A 23,048-nucleotide genomic window follows, 5' to 3' on the forward strand; every position below is an offset into this window, starting at 1 on the left:
AGGAGCCTGACAGATGACCCGCCCCCTGCTGGTCCCCGAACCCGACCGCCCCGCAATGACCCCGCCCGATGCCGGGCTGGACGCGCTCGCCCGCGCCATCTGGGCGCATGGCCATGATCGCGGCGTGCGCGCCATGGAGGCGCTGGCCGCCATGGCGGTGAATGCCCGCCACCGCGCCCCCGGCCGGTCGCTGACCATGGTGGCGCGCGACGCCGCCCTGTTCGCCGCCTGGGATCCGGCCGATCCGCGCCATGGCCCGATGCTGGCCGTGGAAAGCGGCGATGGCGCCTTCGCGGCCGCCCAGCGCGTGGCGCGGCGCGCATTGGCGGGACCGGACCGGATCGTGGCCGGCGCCGACCGTTTCCTGGATGAAGGGGCGGTTCTGCCCGACTGGGCCAGCGGGCGCACGCCGGTGGCCCAGCTGGCGGGGTTCAGTTTCTACCGCACCTGAGATCAGTGGCTGGCCAGCCAGCTCACCGTCAGGCTGGCCAGCGCTTCCGCCCCGATGGCCAGGCTGCTCTCATCCACCTTGAACAAAGGGGAATGGTTGGAAGGCACCTTGTCCAGGGAGATGTCGGGTTCCGTGGCACCGACCCAGAAGAAGAAGCCGGGGATCTTCTGCTGGAAGAAGCTGAAATCCTCCGCCCCCGTCGTCTTCGTGCCCACCACCAGCTTGCCCGGCCCCGCCACCTGCTGCAGGACGGGGGCGGCCCAGCCGGTCAGGTCGCGGTCATTGTCGGTGACGGGATAGCCGGTTTCGATGGTCACCTCGGCCGTGGCGCCGGCACTTTCGGCGATGTTGGTGGCCACGCGGCGGATGCGGTCATGCACCTCCTGTCGCATGGCCTCGTCGAAGGTGCGGATAGTGCCGACCATTTCCGCCTTGTCGGGGATGATGTTGGACCGCACGCCGCCATTGAGCGCACCCACCGTCACCACGGCCGGTTCCTTGATCACCTCCATATTGCGGCTGACGATGGTCTGCAGCCCCACCAGGATCTGGGCCGACGTGACCAGCGGGTCCACACCCGTCCAGGGTCGGCCGCCATGGGCCTGCCGCCCCTTCACCACGATCTTGAACGTGTCGGCGGCCGCCATGGCCGGACCCGGCCGATAGGCGATGGTGCCGGCATGATAGGCCGATCCCAGATGCAGGCCGAAAATCGCCTGCGGCTTGGGCTCAGCATCCAGCACGCCCTGCTTGATCATCAGTTCCGCGCCACCCTCCTCGCCGTCGGGCGCGCCTTCCTCGGCCGGCTGGAAGATGAACTTCACCGTGCCCGGCAACTCCGCCCGGCGTTTGGCCAGCAGCTCCGCCACCCCCATCAGGATGGCGACGTGGCCGTCATGGCCACAGGCATGCATGACGCCCACCTCCTGGCCGTTATAGGTGGTGCGGACCTTGGACGCGAAGGGCAGGTCCACCTGCTCCGTCACGGGCAGCGCGTCCATATCGGCACGCAGGGCCACCACGGGACCGGGTTTTCCGCCCTTCAACACGGCCACGACCCCGGTATGGGCCACGCCCGTCTGCACCTCCATGCCCAGCTTTTTCAGATGCTCGGCGACCAGCTTGGCTGTGCGCGTCTCCCGGTTGCCCAGTTCCGGGTGCTGGTGGATATCGCGGCGCCAGGCGATGATCTTCGGCTCCAGCGCCTTCACGTCGGCCTTCACAGAGGAAGGCACCGCCGGCGGATCGGCGGCCCGGGCGGCGGGGCCGGACAGCAGGGCGGCCAGGGCCGCGGCGGTCAGCAATGTCGCGCGCATCATCACCCCCGCCTCAATGGCTGTCGAGATAGGCGACGGTGACGGCGGCCAGCGTCTCCGCCCCGGTCAGCAGCGAGGCTTCGTCGATCTTGAACAGCGGCGAATGGTTGGAAGGCGCCTTGTCCAGCGGTACCTCGGGACCGGTGGAACCGACCCAGAAGAAGAAGCCGGGGATCTGCTGCTGGAAATAGCTGAAATCCTCCGCCCCGCCGGCCTTGGGACCGACGCTGACATTCTGCGCCCCCGCCACCGTGGCCAGGATGGGGGCCGCCCATTCGGTCAGGCCCGGATGATTGTCGGTGACGGGATAGCCCCGATCGATCTTCACCTCCGCCGTGGCCCCCTGGCTTTCGGCGATATTCTCCGCGATCTCCTTGATGCGGCGGTGGATCTGTTCGCGCATGGCGGGGTCGAAGGTGCGGATGGTGCCGATCATCACCGCCTGATCGGGGATGATGTTGCTGCGCACGCCGCTGTTCAGGGCGCCCACCGACACGATGGCCGGCTCCTTGATCAGTTCGACATTGCGGCTGACGATGGTTTGCAGGCCGGTCACGATCTGTGACGCGGTGACGATGGGATCGACCCCTGCCCAGGGATAGGCGCCGTGCGTCTGTCGTCCCTTGACGGTGATGTGGAAACTGTCGGCCGCCGCCATGGCGGGACCGGGGCGATAGCTGATGGTGCCCGCCCGCCCGGCGGAGAACAGGTGCAGGCCGAAGATCGCCTCGGGCTTGGGGTCCTTGGACAGCACGCCCTGCTTGATCATCAGCTCCGCCCCGCCTTCCTCGCCGTCCGGCGGACCTTCCTCGGCCGGCTGGAAGATGAACTTGACGGTGCCGCGCAGCTCCCCCTTGCGCTTGGCCAGCAGCTCCGCCACCCCCATCAGGATGGCGACATGGCCGTCATGGCCGCAGGCATGCATGACGCCCACATCCTGGCCGTTATAGCTGGTGCGCACCTTGGACGCGAAGGGCACATCCACCCGCTCCGTCACCGGCAGCGCATCCATGTCGGCGCGCAGCGCCACGACAGGGCCGGGCTTGGCCCCCTTCAGCACCGCGACGACGCCGGTATGCGCCACCCCGATCTCTACCCCCATCCCCAGTTTCTTCAGATGGTCGGCGATCAGTTTGGCCGTGCGCGTCTCGCGGTTGCCCAGCTCCGGATGCTGGTGGATGTCGCGGCGCCAAGCCACGATCTTGGGCTCCAGCGCCTTCACGTCGGACTTGATATAGGCGGGGATGTCGGGGGTGGCTGCATTCTGTGCCCCGGCGGGCAGCGAAAGGCAGGGCAGCACCAATGCCGCCAGCAGACCCGCCCGTACCTTCGTGAACCCCGTCCGACCCGTCACCCGCATTTGTTTTCTCCGCATGGATGCTGATTTGGGCAAGAGGGTGACAGGGCAGGCGGGCGGGTGCAATGGGGTTGGTGGGTAAGAAGCGGTTGGGATTGTTTGGATTTTAGGGATTGGGCCGCGACGTTTGAATACATTCCCTTCCGTCATCCCGGCGCAAGCCGGGACCCAGGGGCCACAGGTTCAAACCTCTCGGCAGCTTTGATCAAAGCGGTTGATAGGTCGGGCTCTTGGCCCGTAATTGCTCATGTGGTTGGCTTGAGCGGCGTTCATTTCCACATTTGGCCGGATTCGAGAAACCATCGAATGTGATGAAATGGCGGAAATCAGCCGTTGCCGAAAACTGGATCACGGCCAGAACCCTGATTCCGTGCTGCGCGTGCCAACCACGTGAGCAATTACCTTGGCCCTTGGGTCCCGGCTTGTGCCGGGAGGACGAGAAAGGAAGATCAGGGCGACGTCATCTCGTGATTGAATTCCGCCGCCTCCGGCGCGGCGCTGGTCGTTTCCAGAGCCGTAATGTCGGCGTCAGTGAAATCACTAAGACCCATGACAGTCCGGTACCGCGCCACCGTCTCGCGCAACCGGTCATTGGGGGGCGGCGGGTTCAGTAGCGCCTGGACGAAGACTTGGCTGTCACGGAGCGACAGCTCCAAACGCTGATATTCCTCAATGGCCCGCTCGGCGGCCTCCCGCACACTGCTCAGCACGAAATCCGTGACGCTGCGCCCCTGCAACGCCGCTGCCTGCTCGATCAACCGCTTCTGCTCGGCGGTGACGCGGGCTTCAAGCCTTTTGGTGCGGGTGCGGGTTGGAGTGGGCATGGGGGCTCCTGTTGAGGAGCGAGAGTGTGAGGCCAATGGCCATCATAGTCCATGCTTACGTCTGGAAGCAAATTATCCGCAATGCACTCAAAATGATAATATGCCACTCAGGTAAGCATGCAGATCAGACTCTATTCTAGATTTCCCCTTTATACTATTTTCATAGAAAATCGTCCTATAAGCCCTTACATCAAAAGGCTTAAGCCCCTCTTTTTGATCGGATATTAATATTATGGGCTTTCCGAGTGCATCGGCGTAGCCAATCTCAAAATATACGTTCGGGTTATTTGGTGTTATTTCTGCTATAATTATCCTCGACTCTCGTATTTTTGACTTTATATCCTCAATTATTAAGCCGGGAAGAAATGTAAAATCAGCTCTATAAGGCACGATACCCGCCGCATTGCATGCAGGTTCTATTACGTCACTGAATAGACTCTCATACTGTTCAGTACCAAACTGCATAACTACAAATGCTAAGGGCTTTTTTGATGAGACCTGAAAATTCCTAAATTTAACATCGCCAACGTTTCCCGCCATTATACCGCATTGGTATCCTGGCAGAGAGGGTACCGGCAATTCTTTTTTGCCAATTTCAACGCCATCCAGATAAAGAATAATTGTCTGACCGCTTGCTTTTATGGTCAACTTATAAACATTGTTTTCTTTAATATTGTATCCAGTTCCAGCTTCAAAAAGTGAAGTCCATCCACGATTGCGAGCGATTGAATTCTGGTTTGCATCAAATGGTTGGCCAAAATATCTCAGTTTATACATATAGCCCGAATTTTGTGGCGTCATTCCCAGCGCGCCACCAGTTACGCCATAGCTTAGAAAATCTTTAGTTTCCACGTTATATTGTATAATTATTTCTGCCGTTGATCTATGATCAACTTTTGAAAACTCAATATCTACAGAAATCTCTCCATCCTTAAATTTTTCATCACATAACAAAACACCGTACTCAACATATTTATTATTTTGCGCGCCTTGTGTCTCTGGGGATCCTTCAGCGGATTGATTTTGTGGGTCATACTCGCCCCCACAAAACTGATAAGTGTCTTCGTTCAGCCTTTTCCAGCGGCCCTCAACAGCCGCCCAAGATAAGTTGCTCATGTCGCGTGACATCTGAGAGCTCCTGTTCCAAGGTTTAATGCACATTAAAATAGAAAAATTGGAGACAAAAGCTATAAAAACGTCCGGTCTTCGCGCGATGTGAATTCAACGGAGCAGGGGCCTACTGGCCCCCGCCCACTCCCCTCACACCACCCGAATATTCTTGAACTGCCACGGATCGGACATGTCCACGTCCTCGACGAACAGCTTGTTGCGGCCCTCCAGCGGGGTCCAGTCCGTATAGGCCCCCACCACCGGACCCAGATAGGGCATGCAGATATCCAGGCAGCGCTGGAAATCCATGTCGTCGGCCTCCACGATGCCGCGGTCGGGGTTTTCGATGGCCCAGATCATGCCGGACAAGGCGGCGACCGTGACCTGCAGGCTGGTGGCGCTGTTGAATTCGACCAGCTGGCGGGCTTCCGAGCAGGTCAGCTGCGAGCCGAACCAGTAGGCACCCTTTTCATGGCCGGCGAGCAGCACACCCAGCTCGTCCACACCGTCGATGATCTCCTTCATCATCAGGCGCTGCGTCTCCTGCTGAACGTAGTTCTTGCCGGCGAATTCGTGGATCGATTTCACGGCGTCGTCGCAGGGGTGATAGGCATAGTGGCAGGTGGGGCGATAGATCGCCTTGCCGTCCGCGTCGTGCACGGTCAGGTAATCGGGGATCGACAGCGCCTCGCTATGCGTGATCAGGAAGCCGTGGAAGGGGCCTTCCATCGGGGTCCAGGTGCGCACGCGCTGGGTCACGCCCGGCCGGTTCAGGATGATGCCGGCCTGGGTGCCGAAGGTGTGGCGGATGCCGTCGGGCGGGAAGGTGGCCTCATGCGTGCCCCAGCCCAGCTCCGCCGGCTGGCAGCCTTCGGAGATGAAGCCATCGATCGACCAGGTATTGACGAACTCCCCCCGCTTTTTCGGGATGGAGGAGACCTGGGTGTCGCGTTCGGCGATATGGATCACCTTGACGCCCAGTTCATGGGCCAGCGTCGCCCAGCCGGCGCGGTCGGCCGGCACGTCGGTCACGTCGCGGCCGGTATCCTCCGCGATGTTCAGCAGCGCTTGCTTCACGAAATGCGACACCAGACCGGGATTGGCGCCATGGGTCAGCACGGCGGTGGGACCCGTGGTGCCCAGCCGGCCCCGCAGTTCCAGCGCCTGCTCGCGCAGCGCGTAGTTGGAGCGCTGGGACGGCGACAGGCTGGGGTCGGTATAGCCGCCGGGCCAGGGCTCGATACAGGTGTCCAGATACAGCGCGCCGCGTTCGGCGCACAGCTCAACCAGGGCCGTGGAGGAGACATCCACGGACAGGTTCAGCAGGAAATCGCCCTTGGAGAGCAGGGGTTCCAGCATGGCCCGGTAATTCTGCCGGGTCAGCGGTTCCTTGACGAACTTGATGCCGAAATAGTCAGCCTCACCGTGGCCGCGCTCGTCCGCCGTGATGATGGTGATGTTCTGGGGCTTGATGTCGATATGCCGCAGAATAAGGGGCAGGACACCTTGTCCGATGCTGCCGAAACCTACCATCACAAGACGCCCGGGAAGGGCACAATGCTTCTGATATTGGGTCATTTTCGTGGGTTCTCCGGGGCTATTACCCGCCTATGGGAGCCTCATGGCTTGTGGGGTTGACGTGCTTCAGATGTGATGCAGGACAACGAAAGGCGCTGGCCCCGTCCAACAGGATGGGACCCGCGCCCGGTTTGGTACTACCGCAATGCTATATCAAGCTTCACGTTTAGTGAAGATGGTGTGAGACAGAGGTATCACCTTGGTGCCATGCGTTGCAATGACGCCTTCGTGAAATACTCGTGTCTGTCCCTGGAGCAGTACGCTGAATTGCTGCGCGAACACAGGGCGGTCGGCGGCCATGATCGTTGCAGGTGCGGAATTCATTATTTCCCCCTTGGGCACCGATATAGTCGCTGCACACCGGATTGGATCAGGCGGCAGCCCAGGACAAGGGCGCCTTTGCCCCATGTCCCGCGGTTTCCAGCAGCGGACCGTCGCAGACCTCCACCAGATGCGCCTGGTCGAAGCCGTTGAACTCGGTCCTGAGCGTGGCGCCATAGGCGCCCAACTGCCCGATCTCGATCCAGTCGCCCTCGCGCACATCGGCCGGCAGCAGGAAGGGGCCCTTCATGCGGTCGGCACTGTCGCAGGTGGGACCCCAGAAGCTGAACGGCGCCAGCGGCGCGCTGGACCGGCGGACCAGACGGCAGGGGAACAGGAAGCCGGGCACGCCGGCATCCGACAGGCTGCCATAGACACCATCATTGATGAACAGCTCGTCCGACCCGCGGCGGCGTTCCACCTGCACCACCACCGACCCGCCGCCGGCCACCAGGGCGCGGCCCGGCTCGCACCAGATGCGCACCGACGCGGGCAGGTTCAGCGTCCGCAGGCCTTGGGCGATGGCGTCCATGTACAGCGTCAGGTCGGGCGGGTCCATGTCCGGATAGGCGACCGGGAAGCCGCCGCCGACATCCAGCACGTCGATGGCGACACCCGCCGCCGCGATCACCCGGCCGGCCAGTTCCAGGGCGCGGCCATAGGCGGCCGGTTCCATCATCTGGCTGCCGACATGGAAGCACAGGCCGACACGGGCGCCCACGGTGCGCGCCCGGCGCAGCAGGGTGACGGCATCGTCGAACTGCGCCCCGAACTTGCCCGACAGATCATAGGCGGCCTTGCCCTTGGGCATGGCCAGACGGATGAACAGGCCCAGATCGGCCCCGCCGGTGACGGCGACGATCTTGTCCAGCTCGTCCAGGCTGTCCAGGGAGAAGTCGCGCACGCCCATGTCGCCATAGGCCTTGGCGATGGCGGCGCGGTTCTTCACCGGATGCATGTAATGGATCTGCGCGTCGGAAAACATCTGGCGCACGACGCGGATTTCGGCCGGCGAGGCACAATCGAAATGCCGCACGCCGCCCTGGTACAGGGCGCGCAGGAAGGCCGGGTCGGGATTGCACTTCACGGCATAGAGCACATCGCCATGGCCGCCCGTGGCCTGGTCGAACAGGTCGATGAAGCGGCCGGCGGTGGCGCGCAGGGTGGCGGGGCGGATGCAATGCATGGGCTCCGCCGGCTCCAGCCGCGCCACCATCGCGTTGACGCTGGGCAGGTGGACGGCATGGGTGCGGTTATGGCTGCGGCGCAGCGGGGCGACGGCGGTGCGAAAACGGATCTGGGCCATGTGGAGACGGTCCCCCGGGGGCGGATGCCCCATGCCACCAGCCTCGCCGATCAAGGGGCGCGGGACATGGCGGAAATATGGAATGATGGCGGCGGCGGTACGGACCTGCCGGCCGGCATGTGCGGTGATCTGGATTTCTGGTTCCGCGTCGTGATTGCCGGGTCTGGGGAAGACCGCAAAGCGTCAACGGACGAGGCGGGCCAGTGGGGTCCTTACCGAACCATGGCCCGATGGGGCATAACGGCGTTCATATCGACTTCCCTCTCGGGGGTACCGGCCCACGGTTGACCGGTGCTGCCAAAAAGGACGCCTGACGTCGTTGCGTGGCACAAGGGGCCAGGGGCACGTGCGGGTGCGTCGTGAAAACAGCTTATCCATGCAAAGGGCTGATGGTGCAAGGGGCGTTTTCCCCTTCTTCCGCATATCTGGCTTCCCACTTTGCGGGGGGGTGTGCGGGTGCGGCAGGGCGGCCCATATGAGGTCCATGCGCAGACTGATCCTTCCGCTGGCGCTGACCGCCCTTTCCATCCTGTTCCCGGTTGCCGCCGGGGCACAGGAGAACCCGTTGCTGTCGCCCCCGCCGACGTTCGGCGCCCCCATCAGCCCCAGCCCGCTGGACGCCGAACGCGGGCGGATGCAGGTGGATACGCTGCGCGGCCAGTCGGATCTGTCGCTGCGGCCCAATCCCGATCCCATGCGCCAGCGCGAGGCCGATGGCCTGCGCCTGGATGCCGACCGGGCGCAGCGGGCCTTGCAGGACCCGCTCCCACCCGCACCGCCCGCCGCCACGGTGGACGGCCCGGCGCAACCGCGCATCGACCCGCCGGAACCGCGCATCACCCATGGCCGCAAGAAGGGTGCCCCCACCCCGGCCCAGTCTTCCCCGGTGCCCGCCCGCAAGCCGCCGCCGCCGGGCCCTTGACGGCAAGCCCCGTTTCCTGTTGTTGACGGGACAGGCCAGCGGAACCGGAACCATGATCCCCATTACCCCCCATATCGCCATCGACGAGGAGGAGCTGCAGGAGAGTTTCCTGCGCGCCGGCGGTCCGGGCGGGCAGAATGTCAACAAGGTGGAAACAGCGGTGCAGCTGCGCTTCGACGTCGCCAATTCGCCGACCTTGCCGGACTGGCTGAAACAGCGGGTGCGCGGCGTGGCCGGGCGCAAGCTGACGGCCGATGGCGTGCTGGTGCTGGTGGCCCAGTCCCACCGCAGTCAGGAGCGCAACCGCGAAGATGCGCGCGCCCGGCTGGTGGAAATCCTGGCCAAGGCCGCCGAACGCCAGGCGCCCCGCCGGCCGACCCGCCCGACGCTGGCGTCGAAGACCCGCCGGCTGGACGCGAAAACCACGCGGGCCGACGTGAAGAAGATGCGTGGCAAGGTTTCGATGGATTGACCCGCATGATGTTCTCGTGACGCGGCCCTAACCTTACGCAATACCCCTTTGCGTCAGGCCTGGGCTCATGTCTTAATGCGTTTACAAGGGCGGCCGGGCGTTTCCGGCCCGGTTTCCAGGTATTGCCGCATCCATGTCGAAGTTCACCCGCACCGACGGCTCCTCCCGGACCGACCTCAGCAAGGTGGCGATCCAGAAATCGCCCTCGCTCCTGGATGAACGCCTGGGCGTCTATCGCAACAAGATCGTGCAGAGCGACCTGGATGTGATGCTGAAGCAGCATCAGGCCTTCGTGGAACAGCGCGTCACTGGCGTGCGGGCGCATTTCAAGCTGTGCGAGCTGTCGAACCTGGACCTGTCGGGTGCCGTGCTGGCCTCGGCCGACTTCACCGGGGCCAAGCTGCATAACACGCTGCTGCGCGGGGCCGACCTGCGCATGACCAATTTCTATGCCGCCGATCTGGCAGAGGCCGATCTGATGCATGCCGACCTGACGGCGGCCGACATGCGCGGCGCCATCCTGCGCGGGGCGGTCATGATCAGCTGCAACCTGACCTCGGCCGATTTCCGCAACGGCACGCTGGCGCTGGCCCGCAATGGCGAACTGGTGTCGGTGCAATCCACGTCGGAGGCGGACCTGTCCAAGGCCGTCATCATGCGCGCCACCCTGTCCAAAGCGCGGCTGTCCGACAGTTTTGTGATGCAGACCGACCTGCGCGACGCCGACCTGCGCGGCTCCATCCTGGTCAAGGCCAACCTGTCGGACAGCAACCTGACAGGCTGCGATCTGACCAGTTGCGACCTGACGGAGGCGAACCTGGAGGGGGCGAACCTGGAAGGCGCCATCATGACCGGTGCCATCCTGCGCCACGCCAACCTGCGGGGCGCCAACCTGATCGGTGCCATCCTGGACGGGGTCGACCTGACGCTGGCCAATATGGAGGATGTGAAGACCATCGAGCAGCTGGCCGGGATGGAGGAAAGCCTGGCCGACATGCTGACGGCACACGCCAAATGGATCGAGACCAATGGCGCCGCCGGCAAGCAGCTGGACCTGTCGGGCAAGGATCTGACGGGCCTGGACCTGTCGCGCATGACCCTGTCGGCCGGCATCTTCCGCGGCGCCGTGATGCGCAATGCCAACCTGTCGCGCTCCGCCCTGCTGATGGCCGACCTGTCATCCGCCGACCTGCGCGGGGCCAATCTGCGCAATGCCAACATGCGCGGGGCCCGCATGATCCGCTCCATGCTGGTGGGCGCGGACATGACGGGCGTGCTGGCATCGCCCATCAATATCCAGGGCCATGACTGGCAGACCAATATGGAACGCGCCCGCCTGGGCAAGGCCATCCTGGTGGGGGCCGACCTGTCGGGGGCCAACCTGACCGGTGCCGACCTGCGCCAGGCCCAGATCCGCAACGTCTCCATCAAGGGGGCGGACCTGTCGGATGCCAACCTGACCAATGCCGACCTGCGCGGCGTGGATTTCTCCAAATGCAAGCTGGCCAACGCCAAGGGTCTGCCCGATCTGGACGATCTGGAAGGCGGATAATATCTGTTCAAGGGATTCCCATCCGAAACGTGAATCACGCTCTCAGAAGGCGCCCTGATCCTTCTGCTGCTGCTTGGCCTTTTCCGCCTGCAGTGCGGCCGACCAATACGGCCCTTCGTACGCTATTTTCAGCCAGCCGGAGCCTCGATTGCTGGTTCCTTCTATTGTAAGAATCGCAGTCCCCCAATCACCCTTCCAGCCGGTCATCCAATAACCACACCCATCGTATTTTAGGCATTGGTAGAATTCATCCGCGTCCTTGTAAAGTGTCATGCCCGTTCTTTTCACCGTGAAAGATGATTCGACCGGGCCGTATTTCTTGGTCAATATTTCTTCATAGTATGAAAATTTCCTCTTCCCCTCGCTGCCTAGGGCATCATCGGTTATCGTTTTTGACATCCAGATGATTTTTTGTAGACCTTTATCCGTGACGGCAATGGCGGCAAGGTCAGTTTCCTGTGGGTGATTGGGAAATTTCTGAACGTGGTACCATTCCGCCGCGTTCGACTTGATATCGGTTGCTACGGTGAAAACCGTGCCTTTTGCGCGCAACTTTTCAAGTGTGTCCCCAAATGTAATGCCGAAAGTCGAATTCCGGTCCGCTTCCTGCGAATAGGCAGGAGCTGCAACGATCATAAGGCATGCAATCGCATATACGCTGCGCATTCCAGTCCCCGTTCCAGATACATCTCTTCAATCGGGGTGCTAGCATGAATCCAACCTTTTGTGGAGATGCCTGTCATGGTGCCGAGCATGGATTGACAATGTGGCGGTGGATTTTTACAGCTTCTCGCTACAACGACATCTGAAGTGCGATGGACAAGCAGGACATCATCATCGCCGGCGGCGGGGCTGCCGGGCTTTACGCCGCCATCTTCGCGGGCCGCCGGGGGCGGCGCGTGCTGGTCATCGACCATGCGGAGAAGGTGGGCAAGAAGATACTGATCTCCGGCGGCGGGCGCTGCAACTTCACCAATCTGGAAGCCAGGCCCGACCGGTATCTCTCCGCCAACCCATCCTTCTGCATCTCCGCGCTGAAGCGGCATACGCAGCATGATTTCATCAGCTTGGTCGAACGCCACGGCATCGGCTGGCATGAGAAGAAGCTGGGCCAGTTGTTCTGCGACGATGGCGCGCCGCGCATCCTGGGGATGCTGCTGGATGAATGCGCCGATGCCGGCGTGGACATCCGCACCGCCTGCCGCATCGACGATGTGGCGAAGGGGGAGGGGGGCGGTTTTACCCTCACCACCAGCCATGGCACCTTCACCTCCGACAGCTTCATCCTGGCCACCGGTGGCCCGTCCATCCCCAAGATGGGGGCTAGCGACTTCGCCTTCCGGCTGGCCCGCCAATGGGGTCTGTCGCTGGTGGAGCCGCGTCCAGCCCTGGTGCCGCTGACCTTTGCGCCTTCCGATCTGGAAAAGCTGAAGGACCTGTCCGGCGTGCCGCTGGAGGCCACCGTCTCCTGCGGCAAAGGACGGTTCCGCGAGGCGCTGCTGATCACCCATCGCGGCCTGTCGGGTCCGTCGATCCTGCAAATCAGTTCCTATTGGCAGCCGGGGCAGGGGGTATCCATCGACCTGTCCCCCGACCAGCCCCTGGCCGACCATCTGAAGGGGCTGAAACGCACGCGGCACAAGGCGGAACTGAAGACCATCCTGGGCGAGCTGCTGCCCCGCCGCTTCGCGGAACGGATGTTCGAGACGGCCCTGATCGGCCCCGCGCCGCTGGTCAGCCGGCCCATGGCCGACCTGAAGGATGCCGATCTCACGGCGCTGGCGTCGGCGCTGCACGCCTGGAAAGTCCATCCCGATGGCACGGAAGGCTATCGCACGGCGGAGGTGACGCTGGGCGGCATCGACACGGCCGAACTGTCGTCCAAGACCATGGAATCCCGGAAAATCCCCGGCCTCTATGTGGTGGGGGAGGCGGTGGACGTCACCGGCTGGCTGGGGGGCTATAATTTCCAATGGGCCTGGTCCAGTGCCCATGCGGCCGGCATGGCGGCGTGAGCGCTCCCGTCGGTGATATTGGTGTGCCTGGGTAAGGTCTTTCTGGTCAGGCGGGAAGATTTGTCTTATAGTCGGGAGAAGGTGGGCCGGTGATCCTACACACCGACCCACCCTCCTTATGCCCGGTTGATCAGGATGGTGACGTGCAACACACGCCGCCCCCAGATCGGAACCCGGAGCAACAGGATAAAGGGCATTGTCTTCATGCCTCTTTACCTCCGTTGACGGCGGTCCGGCCCATCCGGGCCGCCGTTTTCGTTCTGACAGAAATCCCGAACATATTTAAGAGAAATTGCATAGACTTGTGCGCGCGTTTTCTGACGTTCCGATACCAGCCGGTTGGGCCGCCCCGCGGCCGCCATCTTTGCCCGCGACAACCATCCCTGTTGCGCCCCTCGCCGATCGGCCTAGGATGCAGGCCAAGTCCCCTCTTGGAAGCCCCATCATGAACAACGCCGTCCGTGTCGCCGCCGCCCTGCTGGCCCTGGCCAGCCTCGCCGGCTGCATGTCCGCTCCCGCCCAGCGCGAATCCCGCGAGGGGCTGGACCCGCGCCGCGCCTGTCTGGCGCAATGCAATCGCGACAACAATATCTGCATGGATCAGCAATCGGCCAGCCCCGGCAATACCTCCCAGGTCGGCCGCACCGACTATGGCATGGGGGCGACCTGCAAGGCGGAGTTGCAGAGCTGCTCCGCCCGTTGCTGATCCGCGACCCATTCTTCGGGATGTGATGATGAAGCTGTTCGCCCCCCGTCTGGCGGTGCTGTCGCTGGCCGCCTTGCTGCTGTCCCCCGTTCCCGCCCTGGCCCAGGCCGTGCCGGCCAGCCGCGCCGACATGATGCTGTCCTTCTCCCCCCTGGTGAAGCAGTCCGGCCCCGCGGTCGTGAACATCTACACCAAGCGCCGGGTGCAGCAGCGCATCTCCCCCCTGTTGCAGGACCCCCTGTTCCAGCGCTTCTTCGGGGAGGCTTTGTCCGGCATCCCGCGCGAACGGGTGGAAAGCAGCCTGGGGTCGGGCGTCATCCTGGGTGCCGATGGACTGATCGTCACCAACGCCCATGTCATCAAGGACAGCGACGAGATCACCGTGGTCCTGTCCGACCGGCGGGAATTCGCTGCCCGGCTGGTGACCACGGATGAGCAGGTGGATCTGGCCGTCCTGCGCATCGATCCGGGCAAGGAGAAGCTGCCCGTGCTGGAGATGCATGACAGCGACGATCTGGAGGTGGGCGATCTGGTGCTGGCCATCGGCAACCCGTTCGGCGTGGGCCAGACGGTGACCAGCGGCATCGTGTCGGCTGTGGCCCGCACCGCCGTCGGCATCTCCGACTATAATTTCTTCATCCAGACCGATGCCGCCATCAATCCGGGTAATTCCGGTGGGGCGCTGATCGGCATGGATGGGCGGCTGGTCGGCATCAACACTGCCATCTACAGCCGGTCGGGCGGGTCCATCGGCATCGGCTTCGCCATTCCCGCTAACATGGTGCGCACGGTGGTGGAAGCGGTGCGCAATGGCGGCAAGCTGGTGCGCCCCTGGATCGGGGCCGGTGGCCAGCCGGTGACCAGCGAGATCGCATCATCCATGGGCCTTCCCCGTCCGGCGGGTGTGCTGATCAACCAGGTGCGCAAGGGCGGGCCGGCCGATCAGGCGGGGCTGAAGGTCGGTGACGTGGTGACGGCCGTCAAGGGCAAGCCCGTGGATGATCCCGACAGCATGCGCTATCGCGTGGCCACGCTGGGCGTGGGCGGCAACACCACCATCACCGTGCTGCGCGGGGGCAGAGAGACCACCCTGCCGCTGCGCCTGATCGGCCCGCCGGAGGAACCGGCACGACAGGAGACCATCCTGGCGGGGCGCAACCCGCTGTCGGGTGCCAAGGTCGCCAACCTGAACCCGGCCCTGGTGGAGGAACTGCGCTTCGACGGCGCCGACAGCGGCGTGGTGGTGCTGGAGGTCGGGCGGGGCACGCCCGCCGCCAGCCTGGGCGTGCGGCCGGGGGATGTGGTGCTGTCGGTCAACAATGCCGATATCCGCCGCGTGGGCGACCTGGATTCGGCCCTGGCCGTCCAGGTCCGCCGCTGGACCATCGCCGTGCGCCGCGGTGACCAGACCCTGACCACGACGGTGGGGGGCTGAGGCAGGGTCGGCGTTGGTGGCGCGTACAAGGAATGGTTTCCATCCCTGAGGTGCCGCCATGCTGAACCGCCGCCTGATCCTGTCCCTGCTGGCCGCCGGCCCGTTCTTGACATTGCTGCGGGCGGGCGCGGCGGCGGTCGATCCTTCCTCCCCCGACCTGCCGGCAGTGACCGGCCTGATCCAGGATGCCATCCGCCGCCACCGGCTGGACGGGGTGGCGGCCGTGGCCCATCACCGGGGACAGGTGCTTTATCGCGGCTATTTCGGCGATATCGGGCCGGGCACCGCCATCCCGGTGGCATCGGCCAGCAAATGGGTGGCGGGTTTGGTGATCATGGCCCTGGTGGTGCAGGGCCGGTTGCGCCTGGACCTGACCTTGGGTCAGGCGGGGCTGGTGGCGTCCGGTCCGGCATCTTCCATCACGCTGGCGCAGTTGATGAGCCATACATCGGCCCTGCCCGCCATCGGCCCTGTCCGCCAGGACCGGCGCTATCCCACGCCGACCACCGCCGCGAAGGGGTTGGCCGACATGGACCTGATCGGGCAGCCGGGCCAGGTCTTCGCCTATTCCGGCGTCTCGATGCAGGTGGCGGCCTATCTGGCCGAACAGGCGGGCGGGGCCGACTGGAACAGCCTGTTCCGCCGCCTGATCGCCGATCCGCTGGGCCTGTCGTCCGCCTGCCGCTGGGGTGATCAGTGGGGGGTGGCCGGCGGCCTGATCGCCAGCCCGGACGATTATGAACGCATCCTGCTGCTGATCGCCCGCCGGGGCCTGATGGCCGATGGCAGCCGCCTGCTGCCGGCCGACATCTTCCCCGCCATGGAACATGACCGCATCGGCAGCGCCGACCGGCGGGAGCAGCCGGAAGCGGCGGAAGCCATGAAGGGCTATGGCATCGGCCTGTGGTGCGAGGCGCTGGAGGGTGACGGGTCCTGCCCCATCATCTCCAGCCCCGGCGCCTTCGGCACCTGGCCGCGCATCGACCGGGGCCGCGACCTGAGCATCCTGCTGATGGTCAAATCACGCCTGCCAAGAATCGCCGATGACTGGAAATCCATTATCCGCGCCCTGACCATGGCGGCCGACGGTGCGTCGCCCTGACGCGTCCCTTACCTGACGGCGGGTGCCGGCCGCTTGGGATAATCGAAGCGCGGGGGCAACCGGTGGTGCAAGGCGGCATAGAGGGTCATGACCACGGCCCCGGCCACCGCGATGGACAGCAATTCCAGCGCCGGCATGGCGGATGATCCCGCCACCACCACGGGCATGGCACCCGCCGGCGGATGGGTCAGCCGGGCCAGCGACATGGCGGTGATCGACAGGCCCACCGTCAGCCCCACTACCCACCAGTCGCCGGGCAGGGCCATATGGGCCAGCAGGGTCACCAGCCCCGCCAGCAGATAGCCGCCAATGACGTTCACCGGTTGGGCCAGCGGGCTGGCAGCCTGCGCGAACAGCAGCACGGCACTGGCCCCGAACGGCGCCAGCAGCAGCGGCAGATGCGTGACCCCGGCCAGCCAGCCCGCCGCCGCGATGGATACCGCCGCCCCCAGACCCGCCTTAACATGGGCGGTCAGGTGCGGGTGGCGCGTTTCATGGCGAACAAGCAAGTGACGCGGCATGGGTAAAACCTGTGCAACCGATGCCTATTTTCTGTCCTGGTTCCGCACAATTTGCAATCAATCTCTATCGGGTCGCTCGATTGATCATGGCGCATGCCTGGGGCCTGGATATCGATATATGGAATAGATGCAATATCGGATTTATTGGCGTTGAAAGATTTGGGGAAAGGGGATTGGCGCATGACGCGGAGCTTGATCTGCGCCCTGCTGGTGATGGGCACACTGCTGGGCATGGCCGGGATCGACCTGATCCTACCGGCGCTGCCGGTGCTGGCGACGCTGCCGGGCGGGGACGTGCCGCGGGCACAGCTGGTGATCGCGGCCTATGTGGCCGGCGCCATGGCCGGTATGCTGCTGTTCGGCACCCTGGCGGCGCGCTTCGACCGCCGCCTGCTGCTGATGCTGGCCATCGCCGGTTTCGGTGTGCTGACCGGTCTGTCGGTGTTGGTCGATGATCTGGACCAGTTGATCGCGTTGCGCTTCGGTCAGGGACTGGCGGGATCGGCGCCGGCCGTCTTCGCGCCCGGTATCATCCGCCGTCTGTTTGACGAGGTCGGGGCCATGCGCGCGCTCGCCCTGCTGGGCTCGATCGAGGCCATCGCACCGGGTGCGGCCCCCCTGGCCGGTGCCGCCCTGATCGCCTGGGCCGGGTGGCAGGCGCCGTTCCTGGTGGTGGCGCTGGCGTCGCTGGTGGTGCTGGCCTGTCTGGGGGCCGGCTGGCGCATTCTGCCCGGCGGCCGGGTGGAGAAGCGGCGGCAAGGATCATATCTGCGGCTGCTGCGCGATCCCGTGTTCCTGCACTATGGCCTGTCGCATGGCGGCGTGCTGGGCGGGCTGCTGATCTTCGTGTTCGGGGCACCGGTCACCATCACCGTGGGCATGGGCGGCACCATGGGTGATTTCGTTCTGATGCAGGCCATCGGCGTCACACTGTTCGCCATCGCTGCCAATCTGGCCGGCGGCCTGGCTAAGCGGTTCGGCGTGGAACGGATGATCTGGATCGGCACTTTGCTGGCCTTCCTGTCTGGCCTGCTGCTGCTGGCCTATGGCTGGACCGGCGGCGGCCCCGTCTGGGTGCTGTCGGTGCTGTTCGCGCCCATGAATATCGGCCTGGGCCTGCGCGGGCCGCCCGGCTTCCTGCGGGCCATCATGGCGGGGCGCGGCGATGACGACCGGGCGTCGGCCCTGGTCATCCTGTTCATCACCGGCATCTCGTCGGCGGGAACAGCCCTGCTGGCCCCCTTCATCACCCTGGGATTGCCGGCGCTGACCCTGGCCGTGGCGATCGTGCAGACGTTGGGGGCAGCGGCATTGCTGTTGCCGCGTTTACCGGATTGATGCCTTGTGCAGGGAAGGGCTTTGCCCCACCCTGACGGCAAACCAAGACGGGAAGGTTGCATGGGTCCGTTTTTCGGGTTGCAGGGCAAGCTGGCCGACTGGCGGCGTGAGGGCTTCATCGATGCCGACCAGGCCGAACGCATCGCCGCGTTCGAGGCATCGCGCGGCCGGCCGAAGCTGACCCTGGCGCTGGCCGTGCTGGGCGCCTTCACCATCGGCGTCGGCATCATCGCCATCATCGCCGCCAACTGGGACGACATCCCCATCAGCCTGCGCCTGGGCCTGCATGTGACGGTCAATCTGGGCCTGGGCGGGGCCATCTGGTACTGGGCGCGGCAGCGTGATCCCGACCGGGCTGCGCGTGTGGAAGGGGGCGTGCTGCTGCTCTCGCTCTCCACCCTGGGCCTGATCGCCCATATCGGGCAAAGCTTCCAGTTGCAGGGCACGACCGCAGGCCTGCTGGGCGGCTGGCTGCTGCTGGCCACCCCCTTCACCCTGGTCCTGGCGCGCGGCGGGCTGAACCGCTGGGTCTGGACCCTGGGCCTGTTCGCCTGGTTTCTGGCCACGCTGGATGATCATGAGAAGTGGCTGGACGGCAACCGGTTGATGACGACCTGTGTCGCCTTGTTCCTGGCCGCGCTCTACGCCCTGCGCGCCGCCTGTCCGCCCCTGCCGCCGGCTTGGGCCCGGCATTGCGGGCAGGTTGCGGCTGGGGCCGCCATTCTGGGCCTGACCATCATGCTGCTGATCGTGCAGCCGTTGCGCGACCGGCCAGCCACGGTGGCGACGCAGACGGACGCCCTGATCGGTGCCGGCATCGGCCTGCTGGCCTTGGCGGCGGCACATCTGCTGGTTCCGGCCGACCGGCGCGGAACCTTGCGGATCGGGCTGGGGCTGGCCGTGGCCCTGACGGCACCGCTGTGCGTCCTGCCGCTGCTGTTTTCCGGTGTCGCTGGCGCCATCGTCACGGGCGTGGCGTTCTGCCTCTACTGGATCGGGTTGGCGCGGCTGGCCCTGGTGGCGCACCAGACCAACGTGTTCCGTCTGGCCGTGGCCCTGATCGCCGTGCGGGTGTTCGTGGCCTATCTGGATGCGGCAGGGGGGCTGATGGCCACGGGCCTGGGGTTGGTGCTGGCCGGCCTGGTGCTGATCGCCCTGGCTTTCGGAGCCAGCCGGGTCATGTCCTGGGGCGGGGGGAAGGGGGCATGAGGACATCCATCCTGCGGGCAGCCCTGCTGCTGCTTCCCACCCTGGTCCTGGCCGGCTGGGCCCTGTGGCTGCCCTTTTCAAGTGCCGGCGATCCCGGCATGCGTATCCGCCTGTTGGGTTACGACCCGCGCGACCTGCTGCGCGGCCATTATCTGTCGGCCCGGTTGGACATACATGGCCTGCGCGACCGCCATGGCCCCAACGATTGCATCTGTCTGGTCGATCGGCCGAAGGATCCGGGCCGGCCCGGCTTCACCGTGTTGCCGTCTTGTGCGACGGAGGTGCTGGCATCCTGCCCCATGCCGCTCGCCGATCCGGACCGCGAACTGCGCCTCTACCAATCCCAGGAAAGGGCGAGGGCCCTGGATGATTGGTTGCGCGACGGCAAAGGCGTGGTGGACCTCTATGTACGTTTCGACGGCAAGGGCGGCATTGCCGTGCAGGATATCCGCGTCGACGGCCAGGTGCCGCAGGCCGGTCCATGATCATGAAAGGAAAGAGGATGGCGCGCGAGGGACGATTGATCAGGCTCGAGGTGGCCCTGACCCATCTGGACGGGTTCATCGAGTATTTCGGCCATAACCTGCAGGGTAGCCGGCAGGAGCCTGGCTGCATCCAGTTCCGCGCGGCGCGGAGCCGGTCGGAGGAGGCAGTGGGCGGCCCCGCCATCTTCCATGTCTGGGAGGAATTCGTGGACGAGGCGGCGATGCGCGCCCATCACGCGTCGCCACATTTCCAGCATTGGAGCCAGTGGCGCGCCCAACAGGGCGACGCCGTGGTGCGGGTGGGGCTGGAGACGGAGCCGTGGGCGTGACCCCCATGCCCCCTTAATTATAACTCTCGTGGTCATCCGCGCTGCGGGCCAGCACCTCGCGCTTGCCGGCATGGTTGGCCTTGCTGATCACGCCTTCCTTCTCCATCCGCTCGATCAGGCGGGCGGCGGAGTTGTAGCCGATGCGCAGGTGGCGCTGGATGAAGCTGGTGGATGCCTTGCCTTCCCGCGTCACCACGGCAACGGCCTGGTCATACAGGTCGTCGCCCGACGCCTCCCCACCCTTCTCGCCGCCGCCGCCGCCGCCTTCGGCCGATGATGGATCGAACTCCTCATCCTCCTCCGTCACCGCGTCGATATAGGAGGGCTCGCCCTGGGCCTTCAGGAACTTCACCGCCTGTTCCACCTCCTCGTCGCGCACGAAGGGGCCATGGACGCGGGTGATGCGGCCGCCGCCGGCCATGTACAGCATGTCACCCTGGCCCAGCAGCTGTTCGGCGCCTTGTTCGCCCAGGATGGTGCGGCTGTCGATCTTGCTGGTGACCTGGAAGCTGATGCGGGTGGGGAAATTGGCCTTGATGGTGCCGGTGATGACGTCAACCGACGGGCGCTGGGTGGCCATGATCAGGTGGATGCCGGCGGCGCGCGCCATCTGCGCCAGGCGCTGGATGGCGGCTTCGATATCCTTGCCGGCCACCAGCATCAGGTCCGCCATCTCATCGACGATGACGACGATATAGGGCAGTTCCGTCAGGTCGATGGGCTGTTCCTCATAGATCGGCTTGCCCGTGTCGGGGTCGAAACCGGTCTGGACGCGGCGCATCAGCACTTCCGCGTTCTGGCGCGCCTCCTTCAGGCGCGCGTTGTAGCCGTCGATATTGCGCACGCCCAGCTTGGACATGTTGCGATACCGGTCCTCCATCTCCCGCACCGCCCATTTCAGCGCCACGACCGCCTTCTTGGGGTCAGTCACCACGGGCGCCAGCAGGTGGGGAATGCCCTCATAGATGGACAGTTCCAGCATCTTGGGATCGACCATGATGAAGCGGCACTTGTCCGGCGGCATCCGGTACAAGATGGACAGGATCATGGTGTTGATGGCCACCGACTTGCCCGACCCGGTGGTGCCGGCGACCAGAAGGTGGGGCATGCGGGCCAGATCGGCGATGATCGGGCCGCCGCCGATATCCTTGCCCAGCACCAGGGCCAGCTTCTGCTGGCTCTTCTCATAGGCATCCGACATCAGCAGTTCGCGCAGGTAAACCGTCTCGCGCTTCTGGTTGGGCATCTCGATGCCGATGACATTGCGGCCGGGCACCACGGCCACGCGCACCGACACGGCCGACATGGACCGGGCGATATCGTCGGCCAGACCGATGACGCGGGCCGATTTCACGCCCGGTGCGGGTTCCAGCTCGTACAGCGTCACCACGGGGCCGGGACTGACCTTGACGATCTGCCCGCGCACGCCGAAATCCTCCAGCACGCTTTCCAGCATCTCGGCATTGCGCTGCAACGCTTCCTCGCTCATCAGCGGGCCGACGCCATGGGGCGGCAATTGCAGGATGTCGACGGGCGGCAGCTCGTAATCGCCGCGCGCCTCCGGCTCCAGCAGCAAATTCGCCTGGCGGGCCTTCTCCACCTTGCGCGCCACTTCGGGCAGGGGCTTCGGCGCGGGGGCCACCACGGGCGGGGCGTGGCGGCGGCGTTCCTCCGCCGGGCTGGCGGGGGCCTCCTTCACCGGGGGTTGGCCATCGTCGGGCGCGACAGACAAACCCCCCGCCAGGCTTGGGCCCACGCGCGGCGCGGTGGGGACCGGTGCCGTCGCGGCCGGGGCAGCGTCCTTGCGCTTGGGCCGCAGGCGGGCGAACAGGGCGGTAGCCTTGCCGCCCAGCGTCGGTTTGTCGGCGGCTGCCGCGGGCTGGGGCTGCGCACTCCAGCGGGTGGCCTGGGCAGGGGCCGGTGGCGACGCCTCGTCCTCCGCATCAGCCTTGGTGCTGGCGGTGCGCAGGCTGCGAGCACGCTTGCCCAGGCTGCGGGCGAACTCCGTCACTTCCCACAGCCGCACGTCCAGCGCCCATAGGCACAAGAACAAGGCCGGTACCAGCAGAGCCAGCCCCATGACCAGCCCCGACACGCCGCCGGCCAGCGCCACCACCAGCTTCAACAGCGGCTTGACCAGCATGGCGCCGGCGGGCCCGCCCCAGGCGGCATTGCCATGGGCCAGACAGACCATGGCCATGGCCATGACCAGCACGGCGGCCAGAGCCAGCGGCACGCGCAGGGCAATATTGCGCACCGGCCGGTGCCGGAAGATGCGGAACCCCCAGCCCAGCAGGAACAAGGGCAGCAGATAGGCCGCATAGCCCAGCGATTGCAGCAGCAGGTCCGACATATAGGCACCTGTGCGGCCCAACAGGTTGCCCACCGGGATATTGTCGCCCGGCACCGCCGTGCTCCAGGACGGGTCGCGGCTGTCATAGGACAGGAAGGACAGCAGCAGGGCCAGACCGACCATCACCACCAGCAGCCCGCCCCCTTCCACCAGCCGGCGCAGCGCGAAGGCCATCATGCCATCGGGCAGCAGGCGCGACTTGCGCGGGCCGGTGCCGCCCCCGATGCCGCCTGTGGTACCAGAAATCGGCATGGGCCCGCGCGGCGCGGGACGGCCGGGGGATTGGGTCTGTTGGGCGGGGCGGCTCGGCATGGAAGGGCTCGTCCGGTCAGCGGGATCAAGGAAG

21 protein-coding genes are annotated in these 23,048 nt (G+C 65.0%); 12 read left to right on the forward strand and 9 right to left on the reverse strand.

From position 1 onward, the window contains the following. The first annotated feature begins 13 nt into the window (after positions 1-13). Positions 14-451, forward strand: coding sequence for a hypothetical protein (locus AC1Q7F_RS23230; protein ID WP_492510929.1), 438 nt, complete (start codon positions 14-16; stop codon positions 449-451). 2 nt (positions 452-453) lie between these two features. Here the strand turns inward: AC1Q7F_RS23230 and AC1Q7F_RS23235 are convergent, their stop codons facing one another. From AC1Q7F_RS23235 to AC1Q7F_RS23260, 6 genes are all read right to left on the reverse strand, one after another. Then, positions 454-1,770 (reverse strand): amidohydrolase, encoded by a 1,317-nt coding sequence (locus AC1Q7F_RS23235; RefSeq protein WP_492510930.1) that lies wholly within the window; start codon positions 1,768-1,770, stop codon positions 454-456. 10 nt (positions 1,771-1,780) lie between these two features. After that, positions 1,781-3,127, reverse strand: a complete 1,347-nt coding sequence (locus tag AC1Q7F_RS23240; protein WP_492510931.1) for an amidohydrolase — start codon at positions 3,125-3,127, stop codon at positions 1,781-1,783. A gap of 446 nt (positions 3,128-3,573) precedes the next feature. After that, a complete protein-coding gene (locus AC1Q7F_RS23245) occupies positions 3,574-3,948 on the reverse strand; it encodes a type II toxin-antitoxin system TacA family antitoxin (RefSeq protein WP_492510932.1) in 375 nt (124 codons plus the stop codon). Positions 3,949-4,035: 87 nt separating this feature from the next. Beyond that, a complete protein-coding gene (locus AC1Q7F_RS23250) occupies positions 4,036-5,076 on the reverse strand; it encodes a hypothetical protein (RefSeq protein WP_492510933.1) in 1,041 nt (346 codons plus the stop codon). A gap of 132 nt (positions 5,077-5,208) precedes the next feature. Continuing rightward, positions 5,209-6,636 carry a homospermidine synthase gene (locus AC1Q7F_RS23255; protein ID WP_492510934.1) on the reverse strand — a complete coding sequence of 476 codons (1,428 nt, stop codon included), beginning with the start codon at positions 6,634-6,636 and terminating at the stop codon, positions 5,209-5,211. A 370-nt stretch (positions 6,637-7,006) separates the two neighbouring features. Next, a complete protein-coding gene (locus AC1Q7F_RS23260; RefSeq protein ID WP_492510935.1) occupies positions 7,007-8,263 on the reverse strand; it encodes a type III PLP-dependent enzyme in 1,257 nt (418 codons plus the stop codon). A gap of 484 nt (positions 8,264-8,747) precedes the next feature. On the opposite strand from AC1Q7F_RS23260, the gene AC1Q7F_RS23265 reads away from it, so the two are divergent. From AC1Q7F_RS23265 to AC1Q7F_RS23275, 3 genes are all read left to right on the forward strand, one after another. After that, positions 8,748-9,185, forward strand: coding sequence for a hypothetical protein (locus AC1Q7F_RS23265; protein WP_492510936.1), 438 nt, complete (start codon positions 8,748-8,750; stop codon positions 9,183-9,185). A gap of 52 nt (positions 9,186-9,237) precedes the next feature. Further along, positions 9,238-9,657 (forward strand): alternative ribosome rescue aminoacyl-tRNA hydrolase ArfB, encoded by a 420-nt coding sequence (arfB, locus tag AC1Q7F_RS23270; RefSeq protein WP_492510937.1) that lies wholly within the window; start codon positions 9,238-9,240, stop codon positions 9,655-9,657. A gap of 133 nt (positions 9,658-9,790) precedes the next feature. Further along, positions 9,791-11,209 carry a pentapeptide repeat-containing protein gene (locus tag AC1Q7F_RS23275; protein WP_492510938.1) on the forward strand — a complete coding sequence of 473 codons (1,419 nt, stop codon included), beginning with the start codon at positions 9,791-9,793 and terminating at the stop codon, positions 11,207-11,209. Between the two features lie 42 nt (positions 11,210-11,251). On the opposite strand, the gene AC1Q7F_RS23280 is transcribed toward AC1Q7F_RS23275, so the two are convergent. Next, the gene (locus AC1Q7F_RS23280) at positions 11,252-11,875 is read right to left on the reverse strand and encodes a hypothetical protein (protein ID WP_492510939.1); all 624 of its coding nucleotides are present in this window, start codon (positions 11,873-11,875) and stop codon (positions 11,252-11,254) included. 149 nt (positions 11,876-12,024) lie between these two features. Here AC1Q7F_RS23280 and AC1Q7F_RS23285 point away from each other — a divergent pair, with 149 nt between their 5' ends. The 4 genes from AC1Q7F_RS23285 (at position 12,025) to AC1Q7F_RS23300 (ending at position 16,467) form a co-directional block, all read left to right on the forward strand. Beyond that, positions 12,025-13,224 carry a BaiN/RdsA family NAD(P)/FAD-dependent oxidoreductase gene (locus AC1Q7F_RS23285; protein WP_492510940.1) on the forward strand — a complete coding sequence of 400 codons (1,200 nt, stop codon included), beginning with the start codon at positions 12,025-12,027 and terminating at the stop codon, positions 13,222-13,224. Between the two features lie 445 nt (positions 13,225-13,669). Beyond that, positions 13,670-13,930 carry a hypothetical protein gene (locus tag AC1Q7F_RS23290; protein WP_492510941.1) on the forward strand — a complete coding sequence of 87 codons (261 nt, stop codon included), beginning with the start codon at positions 13,670-13,672 and terminating at the stop codon, positions 13,928-13,930. A 28-nt stretch (positions 13,931-13,958) separates the two neighbouring features. Further along, on the forward strand, positions 13,959-15,365 hold the full coding sequence (locus tag AC1Q7F_RS23295; protein WP_492510942.1) for a DegQ family serine endoprotease: 1,407 nt from the start codon (positions 13,959-13,961) through the stop codon (positions 15,363-15,365). A 58-nt stretch (positions 15,366-15,423) separates the two neighbouring features. Next, entirely contained in the window at positions 15,424-16,467 is a 1,044-nt protein-coding gene (locus tag AC1Q7F_RS23300) for a serine hydrolase domain-containing protein (RefSeq protein ID WP_492510943.1), read from the forward strand. An 8-nt stretch (positions 16,468-16,475) separates the two neighbouring features. Here the strand turns inward: AC1Q7F_RS23300 and AC1Q7F_RS23305 are convergent, their stop codons facing one another. After that, on the reverse strand, positions 16,476-16,988 hold the full coding sequence (locus AC1Q7F_RS23305; protein WP_492510944.1) for an HPP family protein: 513 nt from the start codon (positions 16,986-16,988) through the stop codon (positions 16,476-16,478). A gap of 180 nt (positions 16,989-17,168) precedes the next feature. On the opposite strand from AC1Q7F_RS23305, the gene AC1Q7F_RS23310 reads away from it, so the two are divergent. From AC1Q7F_RS23310 to AC1Q7F_RS23325, 4 genes are read left to right on the forward strand one after another with little or no spacing between them, the layout of a single operon-like run. Further along, the gene (locus AC1Q7F_RS23310; RefSeq protein ID WP_492510945.1) at positions 17,169-18,326 is read left to right on the forward strand and encodes an MFS transporter; all 1,158 of its coding nucleotides are present in this window, start codon (positions 17,169-17,171) and stop codon (positions 18,324-18,326) included. A 60-nt stretch (positions 18,327-18,386) separates the two neighbouring features. Then, on the forward strand, positions 18,387-19,535 hold the full coding sequence (locus tag AC1Q7F_RS23315) for a DUF2157 domain-containing protein (RefSeq protein WP_492510946.1): 1,149 nt from the start codon (positions 18,387-18,389) through the stop codon (positions 19,533-19,535). Further along, positions 19,532-20,020 carry a hypothetical protein gene (locus tag AC1Q7F_RS23320; protein WP_492510947.1) on the forward strand — a complete coding sequence of 163 codons (489 nt, stop codon included), beginning with the start codon at positions 19,532-19,534 and terminating at the stop codon, positions 20,018-20,020. Before AC1Q7F_RS23315 ends, AC1Q7F_RS23320 begins: the two co-directional genes overlap by 4 nt. Before the next feature lie 35 nt (positions 20,021-20,055). Continuing rightward, positions 20,056-20,349 (forward strand): putative quinol monooxygenase, encoded by a 294-nt coding sequence (locus AC1Q7F_RS23325; RefSeq protein ID WP_492510948.1) that lies wholly within the window; start codon positions 20,056-20,058, stop codon positions 20,347-20,349. Between the two features lie 13 nt (positions 20,350-20,362). On the opposite strand, the gene AC1Q7F_RS23330 is transcribed toward AC1Q7F_RS23325, so the two are convergent. Then, the gene (locus tag AC1Q7F_RS23330; RefSeq protein WP_492510949.1) at positions 20,363-22,954 is read right to left on the reverse strand and encodes a DNA translocase FtsK; all 2,592 of its coding nucleotides are present in this window, start codon (positions 22,952-22,954) and stop codon (positions 20,363-20,365) included. Between the last annotated feature and the right edge of the window lie 94 nt (positions 22,955-23,048).

Source organism: Niveispirillum sp. GW835-FHT14G11, from assembly GCF_058793615.1.

What these genes read in the sequence shown, in the direction of transcription:
- AC1Q7F_RS23230 (WP_492510929.1), top strand. Translation starts at nt 14, where the DNA reads ATGACCCGCCCCCTGCTGGTCCCCGAACCCGACCGCCCCGCAATGACC.
- AC1Q7F_RS23235 (WP_492510930.1), bottom strand. Translation starts at nt 1,770, where the DNA reads ATGATGCGCGCGACATTGCTGACCGCCGCGGCCCTGGCCGCCCTGCTG.
- AC1Q7F_RS23240 (WP_492510931.1), bottom strand. Translation starts at nt 3,127, where the DNA reads ATGCGGGTGACGGGTCGGACGGGGTTCACGAAGGTACGGGCGGGTCTG.
- AC1Q7F_RS23245 (WP_492510932.1), bottom strand. Translation starts at nt 3,948, where the DNA reads ATGCCCACTCCAACCCGCACCCGCACCAAAAGGCTTGAAGCCCGCGTC.
- AC1Q7F_RS23250 (WP_492510933.1), bottom strand. Translation starts at nt 5,076, where the DNA reads ATGTCACGCGACATGAGCAACTTATCTTGGGCGGCTGTTGAGGGCCGC.
- AC1Q7F_RS23255 (WP_492510934.1), bottom strand. Translation starts at nt 6,636, where the DNA reads ATGACCCAATATCAGAAGCATTGTGCCCTTCCCGGGCGTCTTGTGATG.
- AC1Q7F_RS23260 (WP_492510935.1), bottom strand. Translation starts at nt 8,263, where the DNA reads ATGGCCCAGATCCGTTTTCGCACCGCCGTCGCCCCGCTGCGCCGCAGC.
- AC1Q7F_RS23265 (WP_492510936.1), top strand. Translation starts at nt 8,748, where the DNA reads ATGCGCAGACTGATCCTTCCGCTGGCGCTGACCGCCCTTTCCATCCTG.
- arfB (WP_492510937.1), top strand. Translation starts at nt 9,238, where the DNA reads ATGATCCCCATTACCCCCCATATCGCCATCGACGAGGAGGAGCTGCAG.
- AC1Q7F_RS23275 (WP_492510938.1), top strand. Translation starts at nt 9,791, where the DNA reads ATGTCGAAGTTCACCCGCACCGACGGCTCCTCCCGGACCGACCTCAGC.
- AC1Q7F_RS23280 (WP_492510939.1), bottom strand. Translation starts at nt 11,875, where the DNA reads ATGCGCAGCGTATATGCGATTGCATGCCTTATGATCGTTGCAGCTCCT.
- AC1Q7F_RS23285 (WP_492510940.1), top strand. Translation starts at nt 12,025, where the DNA reads ATGGACAAGCAGGACATCATCATCGCCGGCGGCGGGGCTGCCGGGCTT.
- AC1Q7F_RS23290 (WP_492510941.1), top strand. Translation starts at nt 13,670, where the DNA reads ATGAACAACGCCGTCCGTGTCGCCGCCGCCCTGCTGGCCCTGGCCAGC.
- AC1Q7F_RS23295 (WP_492510942.1), top strand. Translation starts at nt 13,959, where the DNA reads ATGAAGCTGTTCGCCCCCCGTCTGGCGGTGCTGTCGCTGGCCGCCTTG.
- AC1Q7F_RS23300 (WP_492510943.1), top strand. Translation starts at nt 15,424, where the DNA reads ATGCTGAACCGCCGCCTGATCCTGTCCCTGCTGGCCGCCGGCCCGTTC.
- AC1Q7F_RS23305 (WP_492510944.1), bottom strand. Translation starts at nt 16,988, where the DNA reads ATGCCGCGTCACTTGCTTGTTCGCCATGAAACGCGCCACCCGCACCTG.
- AC1Q7F_RS23310 (WP_492510945.1), top strand. Translation starts at nt 17,169, where the DNA reads ATGACGCGGAGCTTGATCTGCGCCCTGCTGGTGATGGGCACACTGCTG.
- AC1Q7F_RS23315 (WP_492510946.1), top strand. Translation starts at nt 18,387, where the DNA reads ATGGGTCCGTTTTTCGGGTTGCAGGGCAAGCTGGCCGACTGGCGGCGT.
- AC1Q7F_RS23320 (WP_492510947.1), top strand. Translation starts at nt 19,532, where the DNA reads ATGAGGACATCCATCCTGCGGGCAGCCCTGCTGCTGCTTCCCACCCTG.
- AC1Q7F_RS23330 (WP_492510949.1), bottom strand. Translation starts at nt 22,954, where the DNA reads ATGCCGATTTCTGGTACCACAGGCGGCATCGGGGGCGGCACCGGCCCG.